Source organism: Streptomyces sp. 1114.5, assembly GCF_003635085.1.
Taxonomy (GTDB): domain Bacteria; phylum Actinomycetota; class Actinomycetes; order Streptomycetales; family Streptomycetaceae; genus Kitasatospora.
Map to the genome: position 1 here is coordinate 139,609 of NZ_RBXE01000002.1, position 24,866 is coordinate 164,474.

At 69.4% G+C, this 24,866-nt stretch carries 17 protein-coding genes and 3 rRNA genes; 13 read left to right on the plus strand and 7 right to left on the minus strand.

The genetic code is table 11. The annotated features are described in order from the left end of the window. The first annotated feature begins 302 nt into the window (after positions 1-302). Positions 303-1,286 carry an acyl-ACP desaturase gene (locus BX285_RS24060; protein ID WP_097235979.1) on the plus strand — a complete coding sequence of 328 codons (984 nt, stop codon included), beginning with the start codon at positions 303-305 and terminating at the stop codon, positions 1,284-1,286. A 528-nt stretch (positions 1,287-1,814) separates the two neighbouring features. Then, entirely contained in the window at positions 1,815-2,114 is a 300-nt protein-coding gene (locus BX285_RS24065) for a DUF4193 domain-containing protein (RefSeq protein WP_030057692.1), read from the plus strand. 274 nt (positions 2,115-2,388) lie between these two features. Here BX285_RS24065 and BX285_RS24070 read toward each other — a convergent pair whose 3' ends face one another. Further along, positions 2,389-2,838 (minus strand): DUF3093 domain-containing protein, encoded by a 450-nt coding sequence (locus BX285_RS24070; protein ID WP_373560472.1) that lies wholly within the window; start codon positions 2,836-2,838, stop codon positions 2,389-2,391. Positions 2,839-2,974: 136 nt separating this feature from the next. On the opposite strand from BX285_RS24070, the gene BX285_RS24075 reads away from it, so the two are divergent. The 6 genes from BX285_RS24075 (at position 2,975) to rrf (ending at position 10,427) form a co-directional block, all read left to right on the plus strand. Further along, on the plus strand, positions 2,975-3,553 hold the full coding sequence (locus tag BX285_RS24075; protein ID WP_121178986.1) for a PaaI family thioesterase: 579 nt from the start codon (positions 2,975-2,977) through the stop codon (positions 3,551-3,553). Further along, a complete protein-coding gene (gene dut, locus BX285_RS24080; RefSeq protein ID WP_179852738.1) occupies positions 3,553-4,020 on the plus strand; it encodes a dUTP diphosphatase in 468 nt (155 codons plus the stop codon). The genes BX285_RS24075 and dut overlap by 1 nt, the downstream gene beginning before the upstream one ends. 69 nt (positions 4,021-4,089) lie before the next feature. Continuing rightward, on the plus strand, positions 4,090-4,893 hold the full coding sequence (locus BX285_RS24085) for a DUF3710 domain-containing protein (RefSeq protein ID WP_097239959.1): 804 nt from the start codon (positions 4,090-4,092) through the stop codon (positions 4,891-4,893). Positions 4,894-5,320: 427 nt separating this feature from the next. Then, positions 5,321-6,844, plus strand: a 16S ribosomal RNA gene (locus tag BX285_RS24095). Positions 6,845-7,119: 275 nt separating this feature from the next. Then, positions 7,120-10,239, plus strand: a 23S ribosomal RNA gene (locus BX285_RS24100). 71 nt (positions 10,240-10,310) lie between these two features. Next, positions 10,311-10,427: ribosomal RNA gene (gene rrf, locus BX285_RS24105) — 5S ribosomal RNA — on the plus strand. Together the 16S, 23S and 5S rRNA genes form the textbook arrangement of a ribosomal RNA operon. 223 nt (positions 10,428-10,650) lie before the next feature. Here the strand turns inward: rrf and BX285_RS24110 are convergent. Continuing rightward, a complete protein-coding gene (locus tag BX285_RS24110; protein ID WP_121177989.1) occupies positions 10,651-11,442 on the minus strand; it encodes a VOC family protein in 792 nt (263 codons plus the stop codon). 213 nt (positions 11,443-11,655) lie between these two features. On the opposite strand from BX285_RS24110, the gene BX285_RS24115 reads away from it, so the two are divergent. The 3 genes from BX285_RS24115 (at position 11,656) to BX285_RS24125 (ending at position 16,680) form a co-directional block, all read left to right on the plus strand. Next, the gene (locus BX285_RS24115) at positions 11,656-13,899 is read left to right on the plus strand and encodes an ATP-dependent RecD-like DNA helicase (protein WP_097235976.1); all 2,244 of its coding nucleotides are present in this window, start codon (positions 11,656-11,658) and stop codon (positions 13,897-13,899) included. A gap of 225 nt (positions 13,900-14,124) precedes the next feature. Further along, positions 14,125-15,414, plus strand: coding sequence for a citrate synthase (locus BX285_RS24120; RefSeq protein ID WP_097235975.1), 1,290 nt, complete (start codon positions 14,125-14,127; stop codon positions 15,412-15,414). Positions 15,415-15,960: 546 nt separating this feature from the next. Further along, a complete protein-coding gene (locus BX285_RS24125) occupies positions 15,961-16,680 on the plus strand; it encodes an SDR family NAD(P)-dependent oxidoreductase (protein WP_121177991.1) in 720 nt (239 codons plus the stop codon). A gap of 65 nt (positions 16,681-16,745) precedes the next feature. Here BX285_RS24125 and BX285_RS24130 read toward each other — a convergent pair whose 3' ends face one another. Next, positions 16,746-19,034 (minus strand): cation-translocating P-type ATPase, encoded by a 2,289-nt coding sequence (locus BX285_RS24130; protein ID WP_121177994.1) that lies wholly within the window; start codon positions 19,032-19,034, stop codon positions 16,746-16,748. A gap of 65 nt (positions 19,035-19,099) precedes the next feature. After that, positions 19,100-19,318, minus strand: coding sequence for a heavy-metal-associated domain-containing protein (locus BX285_RS24135; RefSeq protein WP_097235972.1), 219 nt, complete (start codon positions 19,316-19,318; stop codon positions 19,100-19,102). Between the two features lie 206 nt (positions 19,319-19,524). On the opposite strand from BX285_RS24135, the gene BX285_RS24140 reads away from it, so the two are divergent. Beyond that, the gene (locus BX285_RS24140) at positions 19,525-20,697 is read left to right on the plus strand and encodes a PP2C family protein-serine/threonine phosphatase (protein WP_257032382.1); all 1,173 of its coding nucleotides are present in this window, start codon (positions 19,525-19,527) and stop codon (positions 20,695-20,697) included. Positions 20,698-20,753: 56 nt separating this feature from the next. Here the strand turns inward: BX285_RS24140 and dhaL are convergent, their stop codons facing one another. Together dhaL and dhaK are read right to left on the minus strand one after the other, a co-directional pair. After that, positions 20,754-21,380 carry a dihydroxyacetone kinase subunit DhaL gene (dhaL, locus tag BX285_RS24145; RefSeq protein WP_121177996.1) on the minus strand — a complete coding sequence of 209 codons (627 nt, stop codon included), beginning with the start codon at positions 21,378-21,380 and terminating at the stop codon, positions 20,754-20,756. Between the two features lie 12 nt (positions 21,381-21,392). Then, positions 21,393-22,388 carry a dihydroxyacetone kinase subunit DhaK gene (gene dhaK / locus BX285_RS24150; protein WP_097235970.1) on the minus strand — a complete coding sequence of 332 codons (996 nt, stop codon included), beginning with the start codon at positions 22,386-22,388 and terminating at the stop codon, positions 21,393-21,395. Positions 22,389-22,581: 193 nt separating this feature from the next. Between dhaK and dhaM the strand changes: the two genes are divergently transcribed. Beyond that, a complete protein-coding gene (gene dhaM, locus BX285_RS24155) occupies positions 22,582-22,974 on the plus strand; it encodes a dihydroxyacetone kinase phosphoryl donor subunit DhaM (protein ID WP_097235969.1) in 393 nt (130 codons plus the stop codon). A gap of 18 nt (positions 22,975-22,992) precedes the next feature. Here the strand turns inward: dhaM and BX285_RS24160 are convergent, their stop codons facing one another. Then, the gene (locus BX285_RS24160) at positions 22,993-24,705 is read right to left on the minus strand and encodes a bifunctional 3'-5' exonuclease/DNA polymerase (protein WP_259470760.1); all 1,713 of its coding nucleotides are present in this window, start codon (positions 24,703-24,705) and stop codon (positions 22,993-22,995) included. Positions 24,706-24,866 lie beyond the last annotated feature (161 nt).

The window sequence follows — 24,866 nt, forward strand, 5'->3', positions numbered from 1 at the left end:
GGCCCCTCCAGCCCTCGGCGCGGGGGCGTCCCCGGCCCCGCCGCGGGGGGCTGACCTGCCCTCGCCGCAGGGCTGACCGCCCCGTTCCGTAAACGACCGTTCACAGCCGCCCCCGTCAGGCCTGTCAAGACGACATAAGGCCTGGCGGGGGCGGCTTGTCTTTTCCGGTCCGGGCAACTTACGGTGTCGTAACCTACGCAACCGTAAGTGAGTCCGTCGGCGCGCCCGCCGACGGGGTCCGTACGGCGTGTGCCCGCCCAACGCGCCCGTCCCTGCGCGTGCCGTCCCCCGGGAGCAAGACCGTGACCATCGCCCCTGTGCAGAGCAGCACCTCGCTCGGATCGAGCGGCTGGACCGACGCGCGGCTCATCCTGGCCCTCGAAGAGGTCGTGGAGAAGGAGCTCAACCGCCACCTGGGCGTGGCCAAGGAGTGGATGCCGCACGAGTTCGTCCCGTGGAGCCAGGGCCGCGACTTCGACGGCGTCCTGGGCGGCGAGGCCTGGTCGCTGGAGCAGTCCCAGGTGACCGCGCTGGGCCGGGTGTCGCTGGTGGTGAACCTGCTGACCGAGGACAACCTCCCCAGCTACCACCACGAGATCGCGAGCATGTTCGGCCGCGAGGGCGCCTGGGGCACCTGGGTGCACCGCTGGACGGCCGAGGAGGGCCGCCACGGCATAGCCATCCGCGACTACCTGCTCGCCACCCGGGCCGTCGACCCGGTGGAGCTGGAGCGGGCCCGGATGAGCCACATGTCGGAGGGCTTCGAATCCGACAACGCGCACAGCATGCTGCACTCGGTCGCGTACGTGTCCTTCCAGGAGCTCGCCACCCGCATCGCGCACCGCAACACCGGCAAGTACGCCGGCGACCCGCTCTGCGAGCAGCTGCTGACGAAGATCGCCAACGACGAGAACCTGCACATGGTCTTCTACCGGAACCTGCTGAAGGCCGCCCTGGAGATCGCCCCCGACCAGGCCATGCGCGCCATCGCCGACGTGGTCACCGCCTTCCGCATGCCCGGCCACGGCATTCCCGGCTTCGAGCGCGCCGCCGCGCAGATCGCCATCGGCGGGGTGTACAACCTCCGCATCCACCACGACGACGTGCTGCAGCCGGTGCTGCGCAACCTCAAGGTGATGGAGATCGGCGGCCTCGGGCCGGAGGGGGTGCTGGCGCAGAACGAGCTGGGCGTCTTCCTGGACGGCCTGGACGCGCAGGCCCGGAAGTTCGACGAGCGCCAGGCCGCCCTGCTGGCCCGCCGGGAGGCCCGGCGCAACGCTGGCTAGGACGCTTCGGCGGGTCTCCGGCAGGTCTCCGACAGGTCTCCGACGGGTCTCCGGCAGGTCTCCGGCGGGCGGTCGGAGTGGGTGGATTTTCCGTGGTTTGCCCCGGAAGATTCCGAACGTGACCAAGCTCACACCGTGTCGCTCCACGATTTCGGTCAACCTCGGAGAGTGATCATCTGTTCGGAGGCCTCGCTCGCGCTCCGTGACCGGATTTTGCCCCCGAGCGGATCGGTCGGATCGGTCGGCAGCCCTGATGGGTAAGGGATTCGGTGGGTGCCCGCACCATCGGCGCTCACTGTGCGTGGTCGGTTTTTCGGGCTTGAGGAGGGTATGTGATGGCCCAGCGTGAGGGCTTCGGCAGCCCCGGGGATCACCCCGATGGACCCCCGGCTGAGTGTCGATTGAGTAACAGGGCTTGAAGTAAGGCAAAATCTCCGCCTCGGGTCGGGCACAAGACCGACCCCCCATGCGTTACGTGCGCTGGAGATACCGCACACACCGCACAAACCCGGAGGGGGAGAGCGAAAAATGGCAACCGACTACGACACCCCACGCAAGACCGACGACGAGCTCAACGAGGACAGCATCGAGGAGCTCAAGGCCCGTCGGAACGACAAGGGCGGCGGCTCCGTCGACGTCGACGAGTTCGACGCCGCCGAGGGCATGGAGCTGCCCGGCGCCGACCTCTCGAACGAGGAGCTCGCCGTTCGGGTGCTGCCGAAGCAGGCCGACGAGTTCACCTGCATGAGCTGCTTCCTGGTCCACCACCGCAGCCAGCTGTACAGCGAGAAGAACGGCAACCCGATCTGCCGGGACTGCGGCGCCTGAGCACCGCGGCGGACGAGGCCCGGTGCCCGCGGCTCCCGCGGGACCGGCACACCGCTCCTTCCGGCCCCGGGCAGCGGGGCCGGACGGCAGTTCCGGGAGCCGTCCACCAGGACGGGCCCGGTAGGACGGAGTCGGCCGACTCGTCGGCCAGGACAAAGTCATAGGGACGGTCCCGCAGCAGCGGAACCGTCCCTCTCCGTTTTCCCGGGCCTGCCGGGTTCTCGGTCCTTCGGGGCCCTGCCGGGCTCCCTGGTCCTTCGGGCCCGGCCCGTCCTCAGGTGCGGGCGCCGCGCCGGGCGTCCTCCAGCGCCTCCGCCAGCTTCATCGGCGAGCGGGTCGACAGGTAGAGGTACGGCGTCGGGTCGGCCGGGTCGGTCACCTCGACCCGAAGCGCCGTCGGGACATAGCTGCGCAGCAGCATGAAGGCGCGCGGATCGGCCTTCGGGCCGCGCCAGGCCGCCGCCTCGGCGGGGCTCAGCGCGTGCGCGGAACCGAGCGCGTCCACCGGGATCCGGGCCGGCCCGGCCACCAGCGAGCCCTGGACCACGCGGATCCGGGCCGAGCCGTAGCTACTGATCGCGACCGCGCCGGCGGCGATGCCGACCACCAGCCCGACCAGCGCGGCCGGGCCGCTGACCCGGATCAGGACCAGCGCGAGCGTGAGACCCACCGCGACCGGGAGCAGCCACCAGGAGCGCGGCACCGTGAGGCGTTCGTCGTACATGCCCCCCATTGTGGGCGCCCTGACGCCCGCCGGCGGACGCCACCCCCACCGGGGGCCTTCCTACCCCTCGGTAGGGTTGGGGCCCGTGACCGGTACGACTGCCCCCAGCACCCCCACCGACCGGCCGGCGCCCACGATGCCGCCGACCCCGACGACCCCGCCCCCGGACGCCGTCATGCCGCCCCGCGCCCCCGAGGCGCCGGCCCCCGGCACCCGGCTCGGTTCCCACTACGAGCACTGCTTCGGCTGCGGCCCGCAGCACCCCGGCGGCCTGCAGATCGACGCGATCGCCGGCGAAGGGCTCGACGTCACGGCCGAGTTCACCGTCCGGGACGTCCACCAGGGCGGCCCCGGCCTGGCCCACGGCGGCCTGCTGACGACGGCGATGGACGAGACCCTGGGAACCCTCAACTGGCTGCTGCACGCCCCCGCCGTGACGGGCCGGCTGGAGACCGACTTCCTCTGCCCGGTGCCCGTCGACTCGGTGCTGCACCTGCGCGCCTGGGTCACCGGCGTGCACGGCCGCAAGATCTACAGCGCCGCCGAGGCGCGGATCGGCGGCCCGGACGGGCCGGTCGCCGTGCGGGCGCAGGCCCTCTTCATCCAGGTGAAGCTGGAACACTTCACCACGCACGGTCGTCCCGAGGACATCGAGAAGGTCCTCGACGACCCGGATCTGATGAAGCGCGCACGAGCCTTTGAGGTGAACCCCTAGTGAGCGAGACCCCCCGCCCGCAGCTGGACGTCCTGATCAAGCGCATCGACCCCGAGCTGCCGCTGCCCGCCTACGCGCAGCCCGGGGACGCCGGCGCCGACCTGCGCACCACCGTCGACGCCGACCTGGCCCCCGGTGAGCGGGCGGTGCTCCCCACCGGCGTCGCCATCGCGCTCCCGGACGGCTACGCGGCCTTCGTCCACGCGCGCTCCGGGCTCGCAGCTCGTTGCGGAGTTGCTCTCGTGAACGCCCCGGGGACGGTCGATGCCGGGTACCGTGGAGAGATCAAGGTGATCGTCGTCAATCTGGACCCGCGCGAGGGGGTCAGCTTCCGCCGAGGGGACCGAATCGCCCAGCTGGTGATCCAGCAGGTCGAGAAGGCCCGCTTCCACGAGGTGGAGGAGCTGCCTGGGTCGGCACGCGCCGAGGGCGGGTTCGGGTCGACCGGCGGCCATGCCGCGGTCTAGCATTCCCGCGGCCTCGCAGGAAGCCGAGCAGGTATTCGCATCGGTCTTGGACCGGGAAGGACAGTGACCGTGTTCCGTCGTCGCCAGAAGAGCGAGGACGCTGTCGAGCAGCTCGCCGACGACGCCATCAGCGCCGACGAGACGGCCGATGACGTCGAAGGTTCCGCCGAGAGCGAGAACGTGACCGAGCTGGACCCGGCCGACCGGGTCGGCCTGCCGCCGGCCCCGCGGCCGGACGGTCCCTGGGACCACTCCGAGCTCGAGAACCCCGAGGAGGGACGAGTCGACCTCGGGGGTCTGCTGGTCCCCGGTGTCGAGGGCATGGAGCTCCGTGTCGAGGTCGCCGGTGACGCGATCGTGGCGGCAACCCTCGTGCTCGGGAACAGCGCCATCCAGCTCCAGGCCTTCGCGGCCCCGAAGTCGGAGGGCATCTGGGGGGAGGTCCGGGAGGAGATCGCCAACGGCATCACCTCGCAGGGCGGCCTCATCGAGGAGGAGGAGGGCCCGCTCGGCTGGCACCTCCGTGCCCAGGTCCCGGTGCAGCTGCCGGACGGCACCCAGGGTGTCCAGCTGGTGCGGTTCGTCGGCTGCGACGGCCCGCGCTGGTTCCTGCGCGGCGTGATCTCGGGCCAGGCTGCGGTGCAGCCCGAGATGGCCGGGATCCTGGAGCAGGTCTTCCGTCAGACGGTCGTCGTCCGCGGCGAGGCCCCGATGGCCCCCCGCGACCCGATCGTGCTGAAGCTCCCCGAGGACGCGCAGATGGTGGCCGACGGTGGCGGGGCAGCCGCCGGCGCCGGCGAGGGCGACAACCGCTTCGGTGGCACCTCGCTCGACCCGTTCGCCCGCGGCCCGGAGATCACCGAGGTCCGCTGATCGGCTCCCGATCGCCCCAGATCGCCCCTGCCCGGGAGCCCGGGCAGGGGCGATTTGCATGGGGCGGGTCGGTCCCCGTACAGTTCCGGAGTCGCCGCGGGAGACCGGGGTGGCAAGCGGAAAGCGAATCCGATGAATGAAGCTCCGGAAAACGGGGCGGAAAACGTCTGATAAGCTGGAAACACGAATGAACGAAGCCCGGAGGGTCCGCTGGAAGGCGGTCCGAAGGAAGCGTCCGTTCCTTGAGAACTCAACAGCGTGCCAAAAGTCAACGCCAGATATGTTGACATCCCCGGCCTCGGTCATTCTGATCGGGGTTGGAGATTCCTTTTGAAGTAACACTAGCGAGGACGCAGTGCGCGGGATCACCCTATTCCGGTGGTTGCCGTGCCGCTCAACGCGAGTGCCGCCCGATTACGGGTAGACATTCACGGAGAGTTTGATCCTGGCTCAGGACGAACGCTGGCGGCGTGCTTAACACATGCAAGTCGAACGGTGAAGCCCTTCGGGGTGGATCAGTGGCGAACGGGTGAGTAACACGTGGGCAATCTGCCCTGCACTCTGGGACAAGCCCTGGAAACGGGGTCTAATACCGGATATGACCTTCCTCCGCATGGGGGTTGGTGGAAAGCTCCGGCGGTGCAGGATGAGCCCGCGGCCTATCAGCTTGTTGGTGGGGTAATGGCCTACCAAGGCGACGACGGGTAGCCGGCCTGAGAGGGCGACCGGCCACACTGGGACTGAGACACGGCCCAGACTCCTACGGGAGGCAGCAGTGGGGAATATTGCACAATGGGCGCAAGCCTGATGCAGCGACGCCGCGTGAGGGATGACGGCCTTCGGGTTGTAAACCTCTTTCAGCAGGGAAGAAGCGCAAGTGACGGTACCTGCAGAAGAAGCACCGGCTAACTACGTGCCAGCAGCCGCGGTAATACGTAGGGTGCGAGCGTTGTCCGGAATTATTGGGCGTAAAGAGCTCGTAGGCGGCCTGTCGCGTCGGATGTGAAAGCCCGGGGCTTAACCCCGGGTCTGCATTCGATACGGGCAGGCTAGAGTGTGGTAGGGGAGATCGGAATTCCTGGTGTAGCGGTGAAATGCGCAGATATCAGGAGGAACACCGGTGGCGAAGGCGGATCTCTGGGCCATTACTGACGCTGAGGAGCGAAAGCGTGGGGAGCGAACAGGATTAGATACCCTGGTAGTCCACGCCGTAAACGTTGGGAACTAGGTGTTGGCGACATTCCACGTCGTCGGTGCCGCAGCTAACGCATTAAGTTCCCCGCCTGGGGAGTACGGCCGCAAGGCTAAAACTCAAAGGAATTGACGGGGGCCCGCACAAGCAGCGGAGCATGTGGCTTAATTCGACGCAACGCGAAGAACCTTACCAAGGCTTGACATATATCGGAAACGGCTAGAGATAGTCGCCCCCTTGTGGTCGGTATACAGGTGGTGCATGGTTGTCGTCAGCTCGTGTCGTGAGATGTTGGGTTAAGTCCCGCAACGAGCGCAACCCTTGTTCTGTGTTGCCAGCATGCCTTTCGGGGTGATGGGGACTCACAGGAGACTGCCGGGGTCAACTCGGAGGAAGGTGGGGACGACGTCAAATCATCATGCCCCTTATGTCTTGGGCTGCACACGTGCTACAATGGTCGGTACAAAGGGCTGCGATGCCGTGAGGCGGAGCGAATCCCAAAAAGCCGGCCTCAGTTCGGATTGGGGTCTGCAACTCGACCCCATGAAGTTGGAGTTGCTAGTAATCGCAGATCAGCATGCTGCGGTGAATACGTTCCCGGGCCTTGTACACACCGCCCGTCACGTCACGAAAGTCGGTAACACCCGAAGCCGGTGGCCTAACCCGTAAGGGGAGGAGCCGTCGAAGGTGGGACCAGCGATTGGGACGAAGTCGTAACAAGGTAGCCGTACCGGAAGGTGCGGCTGGATCACCTCCTTTCTAAGGAGCACATAGCAGCTTCGGGCGAATGTCCCGGAGTGCTCGCTCATGGGTGGAACGTTGACTATTCGGCACAGTTCAGACGATGTTTCCTAGTACTGCTTCGGCGTGGAAGAGATTCATGGTCTGGGTGTGTCGGGCACGTTGTTGGGTCCTGAGGGAACGGGTAACCGTTGTCTCAGTGGTTGCCGGCCTCACTTGAGGTGGTCTTCGGATCATTGAGGGTGTGTGACTGGTCGTTGTTTGAGAACTGCACAGTGGACGCGAGCATCTGTGGCCAAGTTTTTAAGGGCGCACGGTGGATGCCTTGGCACCAGGAACCGATGAAGGACGTGGGAGGCCACGATAGTCCCCGGGGAGCCGTCAACCAGGCTTTGATCCGGGGGTTTCCGAATGGGGAAACCCGGCAGTCGTCATGGGCTGTCACCCGCTGCTGAACACATAGGCAGTGTGGAGGGAACGCGGGGAAGTGAAACATCTCAGTACCCGCAGGAAGAGAAAACAACCGTGATTCCGGGAGTAGTGGCGAGCGAAACTGGATGAGGCTAAACCGTTTTGGTGTGAGACCCGGCAGGGGTTGCCATTGCGGGGTTGTGGGAATGAGCTTCAGTCGTCTGCCGGCGGCTGGGCGAGTCAGAAACCGTATGGGTAGTCGAAGGACATGCGAAAGGTCCGGCGTAGAGGGTAAGACCCCCGTAGACGAAATCTGTACGGCTTGCTTGCTCATCTCCCAAGTAGCACGGGGCCCGAGAAATCCCGTGTGAATCTGGCGGGACCACCCGCTAAGCCTAAATATTCCCTGGTGACCGATAGCGGATAGTACCGTGAGGGAATGGTGAAAAGTACCGCGGGAGCGGAGTGAAATAGTACCTGAAACCGTGTGCCTACAAGCCGTGGGAGCGTCGTTCATCAGCTTGCTGGTGGGCCGTGACTGCGTGCCTTTTGAAGAATGAGCCTGCGAGTTTGCGGTGTGTAGCGAGGTTAACCCGTGTGGGGTAGCCGTAGCGAAAGCGAGTCCGAATAGGGCGTTTGAGTTGCATGCCCAAGACCCGAAGCGGAGTGATCTAGCCATGGGCAGGTTGAAGCGCGGGTAAGACCGTGTGGAGGACCGAACCCACCAGGGTTGAAAACCTGGGGGATGACCTGTGGTTAGGGGTGAAAGGCCAATCAAACTCCGTGATAGCTGGTTCTCCCCGAAATGCATTTAGGTGCAGCGTCACGTGTTTCTTGCCGGAGGTAGAGCACTGGATAGGCGATGGGCCTTACCGGGTTACTGACCTTAGCCAAACTCCGAATGCCGGTAAGTGAGAGCGTGGCAGTGAGACTGTGGGGGATAAGCTCCATGGTCGAGAGGGAAACAGCCCAGAACACCGACTAAGGTCCCTAAGCGTGTGCTAAGTGGGAAAGGATGTGGAGTCGCAGAGACAACCAGGAGGTTGGCTTAGAAGCAGCCACCCTTGAAAGAGTGCGTAATAGCTCACTGGTCAAGTGATTCCGCGCCGACAATGTAGCGGGGCTCAAGCACATCACCGAAGTCGTGTCATTGCAGCAATACTCCCAACGGAGGCTGTGATGGGTAGGGGAGCGTCGTGTGCCGGGTGAAGCGGCGGTGGAAACCAGTCGTGGACGGTATACGAGTGAGAATGCAGGCATGAGTAGCGATACAAGAGTGGGAAACTCTTGCGCCGATTGACCAAGGGTTCCTGGGTCAAGCTGATCTGCCCAGGGTAAGTCGGGACCTAAGGCGAGGCCGACAGGCGTAGTCGATGGACAACGGGTTGATATTCCCGTACCCGCTTTGAAGCGCCAACGCTGAACCTCTTGATGCTAAGCCCGTGAAGCCGGCCCGGAGTCTTCGGACAAAGGGACGTGGTGGAGCCGGTGACCCAACGGGGTAGTAGGTGAGCGATGGGGTGACGCAGGAAGGTAGTCCAGCCCGGGCGGTGGTTGTCCCGGGGTAAGGGTGTAGGCCGTGAGGTAGGCAAATCCGCCTCACATTAAGGCTGAGACCTGATGCCGAGCCGATTGTGGTGAAGTGGATGATCCTATGCTGTCGAGAAAAGCCTCTAGCGAGTTTCATGGCGGCCCGTACCCCAAACCGACTCAGGTGGTCAGGTAGAGAATACCGAGGCGTTCGGGTGAACTATGGTTAAGGAACTCGGCAAAATGCCCCCGTAACTTCGGGAGAAGGGGGGCCATTCCTGGTGACGGGCCTTGCGCCTTGAGCTGGGGGTGGCCGCAGAGACCAGCGAGAAGCGACTGTTTACTAAAAACACAGGTCCGTGCGAAGCCGTAAGGCGATGTATACGGACTGACGCCTGCCCGGTGCTGGAACGTTAAGGGGACCGGTTAGCTTGGATTCGTCCAGGCGAAGCTGAGAACTTAAGCGCCAGTAAACGGCGGTGGTAACTATAACCATCCTAAGGTAGCGAAATTCCTTGTCGGGTAAGTTCCGACCTGCACGAATGGCGTAACGACTTCTCGACTGTCTCAACCATAGGCCCGGTGAAATTGCATTACGAGTAAAGATGCTCGTTTCGCGCAGCAGGACGGAAAGACCCCGGGACCTTTACTATAGCTTGATATTGGTGTTCGGTTCGGCTTGTGTAGGATAGGTGGGAGACTTTGAAGCGGCAACGCCAGTTGTTGTGGAGTCGTCGTTGAAATACCACTCTGGTCGTGCTGGATGTCTAACCTGGGTCCGTGATCCGGATCAGGGACAGTGTCTGGTGGGTAGTTTAACTGGGGCGGTTGCCTCCTAAAGGGTAACGGAGGCGCCCAAAGGTTCCCTCAGCCTGGTTGGCAATCAGGTGTTGAGTGTAAGTGCACAAGGGAGCTTGACTGTGAGACTGACGGGTCGAGCAGGTACGAAAGTAGGGACTAGTGATCCGGCGGTGGCTTGTGGAAGCGCCGTCGCTCAACGGATAAAAGGTACCCCGGGGATAACAGGCTGATCTTCCCCAAGAGTCCATATCGACGGGATGGTTTGGCACCTCGATGTCGGCTCGTCGCATCCTGGGGCTGGAGTAGGTCCCAAGGGTTGGGCTGTTCGCCCATTAAAGCGGTACGCGAGCTGGGTTTAGAACGTCGTGAGACAGTTCGGTCCCTATCCGCTGTGCGCGTAGGAGTGTTGAGAAGGGCTGTCCCTAGTACGAGAGGACCGGGACGGACGAACCTCTGGTGTGCCAGTTGTCCTGCCAAGGGCATGGCTGGTTGGCTACGTTCGGGAGGGATAACCGCTGAAAGCATCTAAGCGGGAAGCCTGCTTCGAGATGAGCACTCCCACCTCCTTGAGAGGGTAAGGCTCCCAGTAGACGACTGGGTTGATAGGCCGGATATGGAAGCCCTGTGAGGGGTGGAGTTGACCGGTACTAATAGGCCGAGGGCTTGTCCTCAGTTGCTCGCGTCCACTGTGTTGTTCTGAAACAACGACCGCCCTGTCGGCGGGTCGATAGTTTCATAGTGTTTCGGTGGTCATAGCGTGAGGGAAACGCCCGGTTACATTCCGAACCCGGAAGCTAAGCCTCACAGCGCCGATGGTACTGCAGGGGGGACCCTGTGGGAGAGTAGGACGCCGCCGAACAATTCTTCTGAAGAACCCCCATCCGGATCCCGGATGGGGGTTCTTCGCATTTCCGGACCCTTTCCGGGCCGCGAGCCAGGGAATCGCAGGACGCCCAGGGCAGCCGTGTGGCGCATGATCAGCGAAGACAGGTCGCTGCTCCCACGCCTCCCACCTGTCTACGCCCGTAGCGCCCCTTCAGGGCCCTTCTGAGGCCCCTGAAGGCTGAAGGGCTGATCCGGTGTCACTCCTCGGGCCTGGAGCTGGTGATGACGGCGAAGACGGCCCCGTGCGGGTCGGTCAGCTGGCCGAGGCGGCCGACGCCGTGCACGTCCATGGCCGGGATCCGCACGGTGGCGCCGAGGTTGGTGGCGATGGCGAGGGAGGCGTCGACGTTGGGGACCTCGAAGTACGGGAGCCAGTGCGAGCTGGTGCCGGCGGCGGTCTGTTCGGGGCCGAGTTGCATGATGCCGCCGTGGGCGTCGTCGGTGCCGCCGCCGGCCGGGGTGAGGACGGTGTAGAGCGAGCCTTCGAGCGGGACGTCCTGTTCCTGCCAGCCGAAGACGCTGCGGTAGAAGGACTTGGCGCGTTCGGCGTCGACGCTGTAGCACTCGGCCCAGCAGAGGCTGCCTTCCTCGTTGACCAGGTCCAGGCCGCGGGTGTCGTGCGGTTGCCAGACGGCGAACTCGGCGCCGGTGGGGTCGGTGTAGCCGGCCATCCGGCCCGCGGTGAAGACGTCGAAGGGGGCGAACCGGACCCGGCCGCCGACCTCTTCGACCAGTTCGGTGGTGCGGTCGGCGTCGAGGGTGGCGAAGTAGAGCGTCCAGGCGGGCAGTGCGCCCTCCTCGGTGAGCGGGCCGAGGGCGGCGACCGTCCGGCCGCCGAGCTGGAAGAAGCCGTAGCCGCCGGCCTCGGGGCCCGCCGAGTCGAATGTCCAGCCGAACAGTGCGGTGTAGAAGTCGACGGAGGCCCGGGTGTCGGGGCTGCCCAGGTCGAGCCAGTCCGGGGAGCCGGGGCGGAAGGCGGTGTTGAGCATGGCACTGCTCCTCGGACGGGGCCCGGGCGGGCGCGGTCGACGGTCCCCCTCGGCTCCTCCCAGCCTGGCACCTCGGCGGGGGCGCTGCACGGCAGGGTTCGCATGCGGGTTCGGGGGTCGAGCCGGGGCCGGGTCCGGGGGTGTGGGCTTGTCGGGGCCGGGCGGTACGGTGCGTAGCGGAATGATCCACCCGTACCGGTCGAAGGGGGCCCGGTGAGCAAGCAGGCGCAGGCGCAGGCGCAGGCGGGTCAACAGCCGCGCCAGCTCGCGCAGGTCGAGGGCGTGCTGGAGCGGATCACGTACGCCAACGAGGAGACCGGCTACACGGTGGCCAGGGTCGACACCGGCCGGGGCGGGAACGACCTGCTGACCGTGGTGGGTGCGCTGTTGGGTGCGCAGGTCGGGGAGTCGCTGCGGCTGCACGGCAGGTGGGGCTCGCACCCGCAGTACGGGCGGCAGTTCACGGTGGAGAACTACACGACGGTGCTGCCCGCCACCGTGCAGGGCATCCAGCGGTACCTGGGCTCGGGGCTGATCAAGGGGATCGGGCCGCGGTTCGCCGAGCGGATCGTGGAGCGCTTCGGGGTGGACACCCTGGAGGTGATCGAGAACGAGCCGGGCCGGCTGATCGAGGTGCCGGGGCTGGGGCCGAAGCGGACGAAGAAGATCGCGGCGGCCTGGGAGGAGCAGAAGGCCATCAAGGAGGTGATGGTCTTCCTGCAGGGGGTCGGGGTGTCGACCTCACTGGCTGTGCGAATCTACAAGCAGTACGGCGACGGCTCGATCGGTGTGGTGAAGAACGAGCCGTACCGGCTGGCCTCGGACGTCTGGGGCATCGGCTTCCTGACGGCGGACCGGATCGCCCAGGCGGTGGGGATCCCGCACGACAGTCCGGAGCGGGTGAAGGCCGGGTTGCAGTACGCGCTGTCGCAGAGCACCGACCAGGGGCACTGCTTCCTGCCGGAGGAGCGGCTGATCGCGGACGGCGTGAAGCTGCTGCAGGTGGACGTCGGCCTGGTGATCGACTGCCTGGCGGAGCTGGTGGCGACCGAGGGGGTGGTGCGCGAGGCGGTGCCGGGGGAGGGCGGGGAGCCGGTTACCGCGGTGTACCTGGTGCCGTTCCACCGGGCGGAGATCTCGTTGGCCAACCAGCTGACGCGGCTGCTGCGTTCGGACGCGGACCGGATGCCGTGGTTCGGGTCGGTGGACTGGCCGGTGGCGCTGGAGTGGCTGGCGAAGCGGACCGGGGCCGAGCTGGCGCCGGAGCAGGAGCAGTCGGTGCGGCTGGCGTTGACCGAGAAGGTCGCGGTGCTGACGGGCGGTCCGGGCTGCGGCAAGTCGTTCACGGTGCGGTCGATCGTGACGCTGGCGCTGGCGAAGCGGGCCAAGGTGGTGCTGGCGGCGCCGACCGGCCGGGCGGCGAAGCGGCTGGCGGAGCTGACCGGGGTGGAGGCCTCGACGGTCCACCGGCTGTTGGAGCTGAAGCCGGGCGGGGACGCCGCGTACGACCGGGACCGGCCGCTGGACGCGGACCTGGTGGTGGTCGACGAGGCCTCGATGCTGGACCTGATCCTGGCGAACAAGCTGGTCAAGGCGGTGCCGATGGGCGCTCACCTGCTCTTCGTGGGGGACGTGGACCAGCTGCCCTCGGTGGGTGCGGGGGAGGTGTTGCGGGACCTGCTGGCGGAGGGCGGGCCGATCCCGTCGGTGCGGCTCACCAGGATCTTCCGGCAGGCGCAGCAGTCGGGCGTGGTGACCAACGCACACCGGATCAACGAGGGCAGGCCGCCCCTGACGGAGGGTCTGGCGGACTTCTTCCTGTTCGCGGAGGACGACGCGGAGCGGGCGGCCGGGCTGACGGTGGACGTGGTGGCGCGCCGGATCCCGCAGAAGTTCGGTTTCGATCCGCGCCGGGACGTCCAGGTGCTGGCGCCGATGCACCGGGGCCCGGCCGGCGCGGGCAACCTGAACACGCTGCTGCAGGGGGCGGTGACGCCGGCCCGGGAGGGGCTGGCCGAACGTCGTTTCGGCGGCCGCACGTTCAGGGTGGGGGACAAGGTCACGCAGATCCGCAACAACTACGACAAGGGGCGTAACGGCGTCTTCAACGGCACGGTGGGGGTGGTGACCGCCCTCAGCGTGGACGACCAGCGGTTGACGGTGCTGACCGACGAGGACGAGGAGGTGGCGTACGACTTCGACGAGCTGGACGAGCTGGCGCACGCGTACGCGGTGACGATCCACCGCTCGCAGGGCAGCGAGTACCCGGTGGTGGTGATTCCGGTCACCATGTCCGCGTGGACGATGCTCCAGCGGAACCTGCTCTACACCGCCGTGACCAGGGCACGGAAACTCGTGGTGCTGGTCGGGTCACGGAAGGCGATCGCGCAGGCCGTTCGGGCCGTCAGTGCTGGTCGGAGGCATACCGCGCTGGATCATCGACTGGCTACTGGATGATTATCCAACAGGATGGTTGCCTCTAAAGTTCTCTTGACGTGAAGAGATTTACGGCAGAGCCTAGAGTGGTGCCGATCTTGTCCGGTTCGTACCGGCTGCGGCTGCAGGTTTTGTAGGGGCGGGCCCTTTCGGGCCACCCCGGGTGCGCGACTGTCCTCCGGATGGGGGATGGTAGAGACAGTCAGGGCACCTTGGAAGAGGATTCATTTCGTCGGTGAGGAAGACGTGAGCGACAACTCGGTAGTACTGCGGTACCAGGACGGCGAGTACGAATACCCCGTCGTCGAGAGCACTGCGGGCAACGCCGGCTTCGACATCTCGAAGCTGCTCCCGCAGACCGGCCTGGTCACCCTGGACAACGGCTTCGGTAACACCGCCGCGTACAAGTCCGCGATCACCTTCGTGGACGGCGACAACGGCATCCTGCGGTACCGCGGCTACCCGATCGAGCAGCTCGCCTCGCAGGGCGGCTTCATCGAGACCGCGTACCTCCTGATCAACGGCGAGCTGCCCAACGCGGACCAGCTGGCGGAGTTCAACCGCGAGATCACCCAGCACACCCTGCTGCACGAGGACGTCAAGCGCTTCTTCCAGGGCTTCCCGCGGGACGCCCACCCGATGGCCATGCTGTCCTCGGTGGTCGGTGCGCTCTCCACGTTCTACCCGGAGAGCCACAACCCCTTCGACGCGGCCCAGCGCCACCTGTCGACCGTCCGCCTGCTCGCCAAGCTGCCGACGATCGCCGCGTACGCGTACAAGAAGGCGATGGGCCAGCCCTTCGTCTACCCGCGCAACGACCTCAGCTACGTGGAGAACTTCCTGCGGATGACCTTCGCGGTCCCCGCCGAGGACTACGAGCTCAACCCGGTCGTCGTCAACGCCCTGGACAAGCTGCTCATCCTGCACGCGGACCACGAGCAGAACTGCTCGACCTCCACGGTGCGCCTGGTCGGCTCCAGCCACGCCAACCTGTTCGCCTCGATCTCGGCCGGCATCTCGGCCCTGTGGGGCCCGCTGCACGGCGGCGCCAACCAGGCCGTGCTGGAGATGCTGGAGAGCATCCAGAAGGACGGCGGCGACGTCGACGCCTTCATCACGAAGGTGAAGAACAAGGAAGCCGGCGTCAAGCTGATGGGCTTCGGCCACCGGGTCTACAAGGCCTTCGACCCGCGCGCCGCCCAGGTCAAGCTGCTCGCGCACGAGGTCCTCGGCCAGCTCGGCAAGAGCGACGAGCTGCTGGACATCGCGCTCAAGCTGGAGGAGCACGCGCTCAAGGACGACTTCTTCGTCTCGCGCAAGCTCTACCCGAACGTGGACTTCTACACCGGCCTGATCTACCGCGCCATGGGCTTCCCGACCAGCATGTTCACCGTGCTGTTCGCCCTCGGCCGGCTGCCGGGCTGGATCGCCCACTGGCACGAGATGATCAACGACCCGACCAGCCGGATCGGCCGTCCGCGCCAGATCTACACCGGCACCGCCATCCGCGACTACGTCCCGCTCGACGGTCGCTGACCCGGCAGTGGTCCGGCAGTAGCGAAGAGGGGCCCGGCCGCCGAGCGGCCGGGCCCCATCGCGTCCCCGCGGCGGGCCCCCGGAGGGGTCCGCCGTGGGGACGGAACCGTACGACGCACGACTCCGGGGCCGGCCGCAACCGGGGACGGCCGCTCAAAGCGTCCCTGGCCCGCCAGAACCCCGGCGCCGTGCGCGAAGGCCGTCAAGGGCGACGACCGTTCCCGGGGCCCGCCGGAGCCCCGTCGGCGGCAGGCGGTGGAAGCGCAGGGGACGCGTTGCCGTTCATCGCGTTCCCACCCACCGGAAAACTGCCGCACTACCAACCTAAGACGTACCAGGGCGCGAGAAGTTACGCCCGGGGGGTGTGAGCTGCCTCTCGCCACGCTCCGTGTGCGCGTCGTACCCCGCCCATATCACACCTTCTCTCGCGCGGGACGTCACCCTCCCCGCAGTCACGGCAACCGAGCGTGATAGGAATCGTGGCATTCCGGTACGGACCGCCGCGCACTCGCAGCGCGGCGGCGGACCTGGGGAGGGAGTGCGCAGATGGCCAGGAACGTCGTCGTCACCGGCGGTGGCACGGGAATCGGGTACGAAGTCGCGCGGCGCTTCGCCGAGGTGGACGACCAGGTGGTGATCGTGGGCCGCCGACGCGCGGTCCTGGAGAAGGCCGCAGCCGACCTCGGGCCGAACGTCACCCCGCTGGTGTGCGACCTCGCCGACCCGGACGACGTCGAGTCCGCGCTGCGCGAACTGCCCGAGCGGATCGACATCCTGGTCAACAACGCCGGCAGCCGCGAGACCGTGGTCGGCGGCGGGCCGCACGCCCTGCTGGCCCGCTGGCGCGGCGACTTCGAGCGCAACGTGCTGACCGTGGTGCTGCTCACCGAGTCGGTCCGCGACCGGCTCACCCCGGGCTCCGGTCGGGTCGTCACCATCAGCTCCATCGCCGCCCTGCGCGGGGCCGGCTCGTACGGGGCGGCGAAGGCCTCGCTGCACGCCTGGAACCACTTCCTGGCCGCCCAGTTGGGCACCTCGGGCATCACCGCCAACATCGTCGCGCCGGGGACGGTCAGCGGCACCGAGTTCTTCGGGCCCCGGCTGGACGAGGCCGAGGTCGCCCGGCGGGCGGCGCGCACCCTGCTCGGCCGGATCGGCGAGACCGGGGAGGTCGCGGCGGCCGTGCACTTCCTGGCCTCGCCCGAGGCCGGGTTCATCACCGGCGAGATCCTGCACTGCAACGGCGGCGAGCTGCTGGGGCGTTGACGCGCGGCGAAGGCTCCGGACCGGGTGTCGGTCCGGAGCCTTCGTGCTGTCGGGGGCCGGGCGGGTCAGGCGGGGCGGAAGCGGCGCAGCCGGAGGCTGTTGGTGACCACGAAGACCGAGGAGAAGGCCATCGCGGCCCCCGCGATCATCGGGTTCAGCAGCCCGGCGGCGGCCAGCGGGATCGCCGCCACGTTGTAGCCGAAGGCCCAGCACAGGTTGCCCTTGATGGTGCCGAGGGTGCGGCGGGAGAGCCGGATCGCGTCGGCGGCGGAGCGCAGGTCGCCGCGGACCAGGGTGAGGTCGCCGGCCTCGATCGCGGCGTCGGTGCCGGTGCCCATCGCCAGACCGAGGTCGGCCTGGGCGAGCGCGGCCGCGTCGTTGACGCCGTCACCGACCATCGCCACCACCCGGCCCTCGGCCTGCAGCCGCCTGACCGTCCCGACCTTGTCCTCGGGCAGCACCTCGGCGATCACGTCCCGGGCCGGGATGCCGACCTCGGCCGCCACGGCCTCGGCGACCAGCCGGTTGTCACCGGTCAGCAGCACCGGGCGCAGGCCGAGCGCGCGGAGCCGGGTGACCGCCTCGGCGCTGGTCGGCTTGACCGCGTCGGCCACCTCCAGGACGGCCCGCGCCTCGCCGTCCCAGCCGACCGCGACCGCGGTGCGGCCGGCCGCCTCGGCGGCGGCCTTGGCGCGGGCCAGGGAGGGCGGCAGGTGCAGCGCCCGGTCGGCGAGCAGGGCCTCGTGCCCGGCGACGACCGTGCGGCCCGCCACGCGGCCCTCCACGCCCCGGCCGGGGACCGCGCGGAAGCCCTCGACCTTCGGCAGCTCGCCGGTGGGCTCGGCGGCGAGCGCGGCCGCGGCGATGGCGGCGGCGATCGGGTGCTCGGAGGCGTGCTCCAGGGCGCCGGCCAGGCTCAGCACCTCGGCCTCGGTGGTGGCGCCGGTGGTGTGGACGGCGAGCAGGGTCATCCGGCCGGTGGTGACGGTGCCGGTCTTGTCCAGGACGATGGTGTCCACGGTGCGGGTGGACTCCAGCACCTCCGGGCCCTTGATCAGGATGCCCAGTTGGGCGCCGCGGCCGGTGCCGACCATGAGGGCGGTCGGGGTGGCCAGGCCCAGGGCGCACGGGCAGGCGATGATCAGGACGGCCACGGCGGCGGTGAAGGCCCCGGTCGGGCTGTCGGTGACCAGCAGCCAGCCGACCAGGGTGGCCAGGGCGATCAGGATGACCACGGGGACGAAGACGGCGGAGATCCGGTCGGCGAGGCGCTGGGCGGCGGCCTTGCCGTTCTGCGCCGCCTCGACCAGCTTGGCCATCCGGGCGAGTTGGGTGTCGGCGCCGACCCGGGTGGCCTCGACCACCAGGCGCCCGCCGGCGTTGACGGTGGCGCCGGTGACGGTGTCGCCGACGGTGACCTCGGCCGGGACGGACTCGCCGGTGAGCATGGAGGCGTCCACGGCGGAGCTGCCCTCGACCACCAGGCCGTCGGTGGCGATCTTCTCGCCGGGGCGGACCACGAAGCGCATGCCGACGGCCAGCCCCTCCACCGGCAGGCGCACCTCGCGGCCGTCCCGGAGCACCGCGACCTCCTTCGCCCCGAGGTCGAGCAGGGCGTGCAGGGCGGCGCCGGCCCGGCGCTTGGAGCGGGCCTCCAGGAAGCGGCCGAGCAGGATCAGCACGGTGACGGCCGCGGCGGTCTCCAGGTAGAGCGTGGCGGAGGCGTCGGTGTCGCCGATGGTGAGGGAGACCTCGTGGCGCATCCCGGGCATGCCGGCGTGGCCCCAGAACAGTGCCCAGAAGGACCAGCCGAAGGCGGCCAGGGTGCCCAGCGAGACCAGGGTGTCCATGGTGGCGGCGCCGTGCCTGAGGTTGGTCCAGGCGGCGCGGTGGAACGGCAGGCCGCCGTACGCCACGACCGGGCCGGTGAGGGCGAAGGCCAGCCACTGCCAGTTGGTGAACTGCAGGGCCGGGACCATCGACAGCAGCACCACCGGGACGCTGAGGACGGCGCTGATCAGCAGCCGGTCCAGGAGCGGGTCGGCGGCGGGCTGCTCGGGCGCGGTGGTGGCGGCGTCGGTGCGGCCGGACGGTGCGGGGGCGGCGGGCGCGGGGGGCGGCGGGAGCTCGGCGGTGTAGCCGGTGCGTTCGACCGTGGCGATCAGGTCCTCGACCGTGGTCCCGGGGCCGAAGTCGACCCGGGCCTTCTCGGTGGCGAAGTTGACGGTGGCCTCGACGCCGTCCATCCGGTTGAGCTTCTTCTCGATCCGGGCCGCGCAGGAGGCGCAGGTCATCCCGCCGATCGACAGCTCGACCCGGTCCCGGGCCTCGACGTCGGGGGCGGACGTGCTCATGCGGATCAGCTCCTCGGTGGGGGCGGACGGCGGGGCCGCTGGTCCGGCCCCACCGCTCGACGGGTTCAGGCGCTGCGGCCGACCAGCTCGTAGCCGGCCTCGTCGACGGCGGCGCGGACCTGCTCGTCGTCCAACGGTGCGGCGGAGGAGACCGTCACGGTCCCGGCCTTGGAGTCGGCGGCGACCTCGGTGACGCCGGTGAGGGCGGAGAGCTCCTCGCTGATCGCCTTCTCGCAGTGGCCGCAGCTCATGCCGGACACGGTGTAGGTGATGGTGCTGGACATCGGGGCCTCCGGGAGGTCTGGTGCGGGTGCGTGCGCTGGTTCCTGCACGGATCCGTGCGCTGTTCCTACGGTGATTCCTATGATGAGAACACCATACCCCTCTGGGGTATTCCAGGAAGGTCCCAGGAAGGGGCGGGGGAGGTGCAACGCATCGTAGGCGACACGGCGGGTGGGTGACGGCGCAGATCGTCCCTTATGTTCGATATGTGTTCTCGTTCCGCCGCGCCCAGTCACCCTCGGCTCCCACGGCAGCCGGACTGTCACCGGGCCGGCAGCGCGGCGCCCTGCTCGCCGCCGACCTCCAGGACATCCCGTTCTGGCGGCGGGCCACCCCCGCCCTGCTCGCCGTCCTGCTGGTCGGGCTCGCGGACCTCCTCTCCGGCAAGGACCGCTACCTCGCGCCGCTGATGACCGTCGTGCCGACCATCGCGGCCCTGACCCTGCGCCCCCGCGAACTGCTCTCGGTCTGCGCGCTCGGGCTGATCGCCGTCTTCGGACTCAGCCACTACGACGAGGTCGACAACATCAACGACGCGCGCTTCCTCTACGGCGCGATGGTCAGCTACCTGGTCGTGACCCTGTTCTCGGCCTGGGTCGCCAAACTCCGGATGCGCCGCGCGGCCGCCTTCGCGGCCGTCAGCTCCGTCGCCGAGGCCGCCCAACGGGCCCTGCTGCGGCTGCCCGGACCGGCCGTCGGGCCGCTGCGGCTCGCCGTCCGGTACGTGTCGGCGGCCGACGCCTCGCACATCGGCGGGGACCTGTACTCCGTCCTGGAAACGCCGCACGGGACCCGCGTCGCGGTCGGGGACGTCCGCGGCAAGGGGCTCGCCGCCGTGCAGACCGCGGCCGTGGTACTGGGCGCGTTCCGCGAAGCCGCGTACGACGAGTCCGGGCTGCGGGGCGTCGCGGCGCGGATCGAGGCCAGCGTCGAACGGCACGTGCCGGACGGGGAGTTCACCACTGCGCTGTTCGCGGAGTTCCGGACACCGGGGGTGATGGAACTGCTGCAGTACGGGCACGTGCCGCCGATCAGGGTCGACGGCGAAGGGCGGGCGCACGTCCTGGACGCGCCCGACCCGTGGGTGCCGCTGGGCCTCGGCCGGCTGGCCACCGGGGAGCCGACCACCTGGGGGCAGCCGTTCGGGCCGGAGGACGTGCTGGTGCTCTGCACGGACGGGGTGATCGAGGCGCGGCACCGCGAGAGCGGGGAGTTCTACCCGCTGGCGGAGCGGGTGGGACCGCTGGTGCGGGGCGCTGCGCGCTCGGCGGGGGATCTGGAGGCGGCGGTGGGGCGGGTGTACGCGGACCTGCTGGCGCACACGGGTGGGGAGCTGCGGGACGACGCGTTGTTGTTGCTGATCACGCGGACGGACGAGTGAGGTTCCGCCGCGCGGGGCTGGGGTGGGGTCGGGCTCTCGGGAGGATGGGTGCCGGGTCAGGAGGCGGTGGTGTCGGCGAGGGTGCGGAAGAGGAGGGCGGTGGAGGTGGCGCCGGGGTCCTGGTGGCCGATGCTGCGTTCGCCGAGGTAGGAGGCACGGCCCTTGCGGGCCTGGAGGGGGACGGTGTCGCGGGCGCCCTGGTCGGCTGCGTCGGCGGCTGCGGCGGCGGCCTCGGGGAGGGTGGCGCCGGCGGCGGCCGCGGCGCGGAAGGCGGCGACGGCCGGGGTCCAGGCGTCCACGATGGTCTTGTCGCCGGGTTCGGCCTTGCCGAGGAGGCGGACGGCGTCGAGCCCGGCCGCGAGGGCTTCGGCGAGGGCGGCCGGGGCGGCGGGCTCGGGCAGGGCGGTGCCGATGGCGCGGAAGGCCTTGCCGTAGAGCGGGCCGGAGGCGCCGCCGACCTTGGAGATGAGGGTGGTGCCGGTCTTGGTGAGGACGGCGCCGGGCCCGGCCGGATCGAGGCCGTCGAGGGCGGTGAGGACGGCCGTGAAGCCGCGGTGGAGGTTGCTGCCGTGGTCGCCGTCGCCGATCGCGGAGTCCAGCTCGGTGAGCCGGGCCTGCTCCTTCTGGACGGCCGCGGCGATCGCGCGGACCCAGGCCTCGGCCAGCGGGGTGTCGAAGTCCATCGCGAATCCTCCTCAGGCCCGCTTGAGGGCGGGGGTGTCGACGGGGGCGTCCCAGAGTTCCAGCAGCTGGGTGTCGGCCTTGGTGAGGGTGAGCGAGAAGCCCGCCATGTCGAGGCTGGTGACGTAGTTGCCGACCAGGCTGCGGGCCACCGTGATGCCGCGCTCGGCGAGCCGGGCGGCGACCTCGCCGTAGACGACGTACAGCTCCAGCAGCGGGGTCGCGCCCAGGCCGTTGAGCAGGGCGATCACCTCGTCGCCCGGGGTCAGGTGGTGGTCGGTCAGGATGGTCTCGACCACCTCGGCGGCCAGCTCGCGGGCCGGGCGGAGCTTCTCGCGGCGGCGGCCGGGCTCGCCGTGGATGCCGACGCCGACCTCGATCTCGTCCTCGGGCAGGTCGAAGCCGGGCTTGCCGGCGGCCGGGACGGTGGCGGGTGAGAGCGCGATGGCGAAGGAGCGGGAGGCGGCGTTGACCCGCTCGCCCAGGGCGGCCACCTCGTCCAGCGGGGCGCCGCGCTCGGCCAGCGCGCCGGCGGTCTTCTCCACCAGGACGGTCGCGCCGGTGCCGCGGCGGCCGGCCGTCCAGGTGGAGTCCTCGACCGCGACGTCGTCGTTGACCAGGACGGTGCGGACCTCCAGGCCCTCCTCGGCGGCGAGTTCGGCGGCGAGCTCGAAGTTCATCACGTCGCCGGTGTAGTTCTTCACGACGAAGACGACCCCGGCGCCGCTCTCCACGGCCTTGGCGGCGGCCAGCATCTGGTCCGGGACGGGGGAGGTGAACACCTCTCCGGGGCAGGCGGCGTCGAGCATCCCGGGGCCGACGAAGCCGCCGTGCAGCGGCTCGTGGCCGGAGCCGCCGCCGGAGATCAGCGCGACCTTGGGCCCGGCCGGGCGGACGGCCCGGGTGATCACCCGGTTCGGGATGTCCACCGTCAGCTCGGGGTGGGCGGCGGCGACTCCGGCCAGGGCGTCCTCCAGGACGCTCTCCGGGGTGTTGATCAGCTTCTTCAACGCTCTTCGCTCCCTTGGTGGCCTTGGTGGGCTTGCTGAGGACGCTACGGCGGCGGACGCCGGCGGGGACTGTCGCGCGGGACGGGCTCCGGACCCGACGCTACGCCAGACGGGGGGTCCGGGCACGGGGTACGACACGCGGGATCCCGGTCACTCGCCCGGAGTAGTGGGAGCGGGCCGTAGGGTCGCGGGCATGAGCGGAAACGTGGGCATTGTTCTGGTCTCGCACAGCGCCCGGCTCGCGGAGGGGCTGCGCGAGCTGCTGGGCGAACTCGCCTCGGACGGTGTGCGGGTGGTGGTCGCGGGCGGTACGGAGGACGGCGGGCTCGGCACCAGCTACGAGCTGATCGCGGGGGCGATCGCGCAGGCGGAGGGCGGGGCGGGCGTGGTCGTGCTGCCGGACCTCGGCAGCTCGGTGCTCACCGCCGTCACGGTGCTGGAGGACGAGCCGCGGCCGGGCGTGCGGCTGGTGGACGCGCCGTTCGTGGAGGGCGCGGTGGCCGCGGCCGTCACCGCCTCGACCGGGGCGGGGCTGGCCGAGGTGGTCGCGGCGGCCGAGGAGGCGCGGGGCTTCCGGAAGCTGTAGGGCCCGCTTCGGAAGGGCTCACTTGGCGTCCGCGTAGCAGTCCACCACCGCCGTGCTGAGCGGGAAGCGCACCGGGGTGTCGCCGAACACCAGCCGGCGGGCCTCGTCGGCGGCCGCGTCGACGGCGGCGGCGACCTCGTCGGCGAGGTTGGCCGGGGTGTGCACGATCACCTCGTCGTGCTGGAAGAACACCAGGTGGGGGCGGTCCGCCGGGCCGGTTGCGGGCAGCTCGTTCAGCCGTCGGCGCAGCGCCGCGAGCAGGGCGAGGGCCCAGTCGGCGGCGCTGGCCTGGATGACGAAGTTGCGGGTGAAGCGGCCGCGGGCGCGGGCCGTGCGCCCGCCGGACTCGCCCGCCGTGTCGGCCTCGGTGAGGTCGAGGAAGTCGGCGGAGGCGGGCGGGCAGACCCGGCCGAGCCGGGAGGCGACCACGCCGCCGTCCTCGCCGGTGCGGGCGGCGGCCTCGACGTAGCCCATCGCGGCCGGGTAGCGGCGGCGCAGGGTGTTCAGCAGCGGGCCGATGTCGCCGCCGGTCTGCCCGTACATGGCGCCGAGCAGGCCGAGCTTGGCCTTGTCCCGGTCGCCCTGGAAGGCGGTGGCGGCCAGCGCCTCGTACAGGTCGCCGCCGGCTGCGCTGCGGGCCAGCCCGGCGTCCCCGGAGAGTGCGGCGAGCACCCGGGGCTCCAGCTGGGCGGCGTCGGCGACCACCAGCAGCCAGCCCGGGTCGGCGACCACGGCCCGGCGCAGGATGCGCGGGATCTGCAGGGCGCCGCCGCCGCGGCTGGCCCAGCGGCCGGAGACCACGCCGCCGACCACGTACTCGGGCCGGAAGCGGCCGCCGCGGGCCCAGGCGTCCTGCCAGGCCCAGCCGTGCGCGACGTGGATCCGGGAGAGCTCCTTGTAGCGGACCAGCAGTCGGGCGGCCGGGTGGTCGATGCCCTTGAGCTCCCAGGAGCGGGTGGAGCCGAGCTGGATGCCCGCCTCGGCGAAGGCGCGCAGCACCTGGGTGTGCGAGTCGGGGTTGAACGGCTTGCCGCCGAGGGCCTGTTGGAGTTCGTGGGCGAGGTCGGCGAGCAGCCTGGGCTGGGTGCCGGGGACGGTCGGGCGGGGGCCGAGCAGATCCGTCAGCAGCCGGTCGTGGACGTCGGAGCGCCAGGGCAGGCCGTCGTGCGCGATCTCGGCGGCCACCAGGGCGCCGGCCGACTCGGCGGCGACCAGCAACCGGAACCGCTGCCGGGCGGCCGGGTCGGCGATGGCCGCGATCCGGCGCTGCTGCTCGGCGTGGACGGCGACCACGGCGGCCAACGGGTCGGCGCCGGGCGGAAGTTGCATCCGGTCGGGGGCGAAGAGGGTGTCCTGGCCGTCGTCGGCGTCGGCGAGGCCGGGCTCGGGCAGGTCCTCGGGGACGGGCAGGCCGCGCAGCCGGGACCAGGCGGCGCCGAGCGAGCGGGGCGCGCCGAACCGGCCCTCGTGCGCCAGCAGCAGGGCCTCGACCAGCCGCAGGTCGTGGCAGCGGGCGAGCCGGTCGGGGAGCCGCGGCAGCAGCGGGGCGTAGCCGGAGTCGGCGGCGGCCCAGACCCAGCGGGTCTGCTCGGCGGCCTCCCGAGCGGCGACGGCGGCGGCGAGGTCGCGGACGGCCTCGGGCGGGCCGAGGGGCACGCCCGCGTCGTCCAGCGGCTGGAGCCGGCCGCCGGGGCCGTGCGGGTCGGGCACGAGGGCCGTTCTGGGGGCCACGGGGGCTGCTCCTCTCCGGCGCGCGGTCGGGCGTGCGGCTACGGGCGCGGGCGTGTGGACACGGGTGTGCGGGTCTAGGGGTAGGGGTGCGAGTGTTCGGTCTGCGGGTGCGGGCGTGCGGGGCGACATTCGTCCGGGTCGACGTTAACGGGTGGGTACGA

Bases quoted from the DNA above. Each gene is read 5' to 3' on its own strand.
- BX285_RS24065 (WP_030057692.1), top strand. From the start codon at position 1,815: ATGGCAACCGACTACGACACCCCACGCAAGACCGACGACGAGCTCAAC.
- BX285_RS24070 (WP_373560472.1), bottom strand. From the start codon at position 2,838: ATGTACGACGAACGCCTCACGGTGCCGCGCTCCTGGTGGCTGCTCCCG.
- BX285_RS24075 (WP_121178986.1), top strand. From the start codon at position 2,975: ATGCCGCCGACCCCGACGACCCCGCCCCCGGACGCCGTCATGCCGCCC.
- BX285_RS24110 (WP_121177989.1), bottom strand. From the start codon at position 11,442: ATGCTCAACACCGCCTTCCGCCCCGGCTCCCCGGACTGGCTCGACCTG.
- BX285_RS24125 (WP_121177991.1), top strand. From the start codon at position 15,961: ATGGCCAGGAACGTCGTCGTCACCGGCGGTGGCACGGGAATCGGGTAC.
- BX285_RS24130 (WP_121177994.1), bottom strand. From the start codon at position 19,034: ATGAGCACGTCCGCCCCCGACGTCGAGGCCCGGGACCGGGTCGAGCTG.
- BX285_RS24135 (WP_097235972.1), bottom strand. From the start codon at position 19,318: ATGTCCAGCACCATCACCTACACCGTGTCCGGCATGAGCTGCGGCCAC.
- dhaL (WP_121177996.1), bottom strand. From the start codon at position 21,380: ATGGACTTCGACACCCCGCTGGCCGAGGCCTGGGTCCGCGCGATCGCC.
- dhaM (WP_097235969.1), top strand. From the start codon at position 22,582: ATGAGCGGAAACGTGGGCATTGTTCTGGTCTCGCACAGCGCCCGGCTC.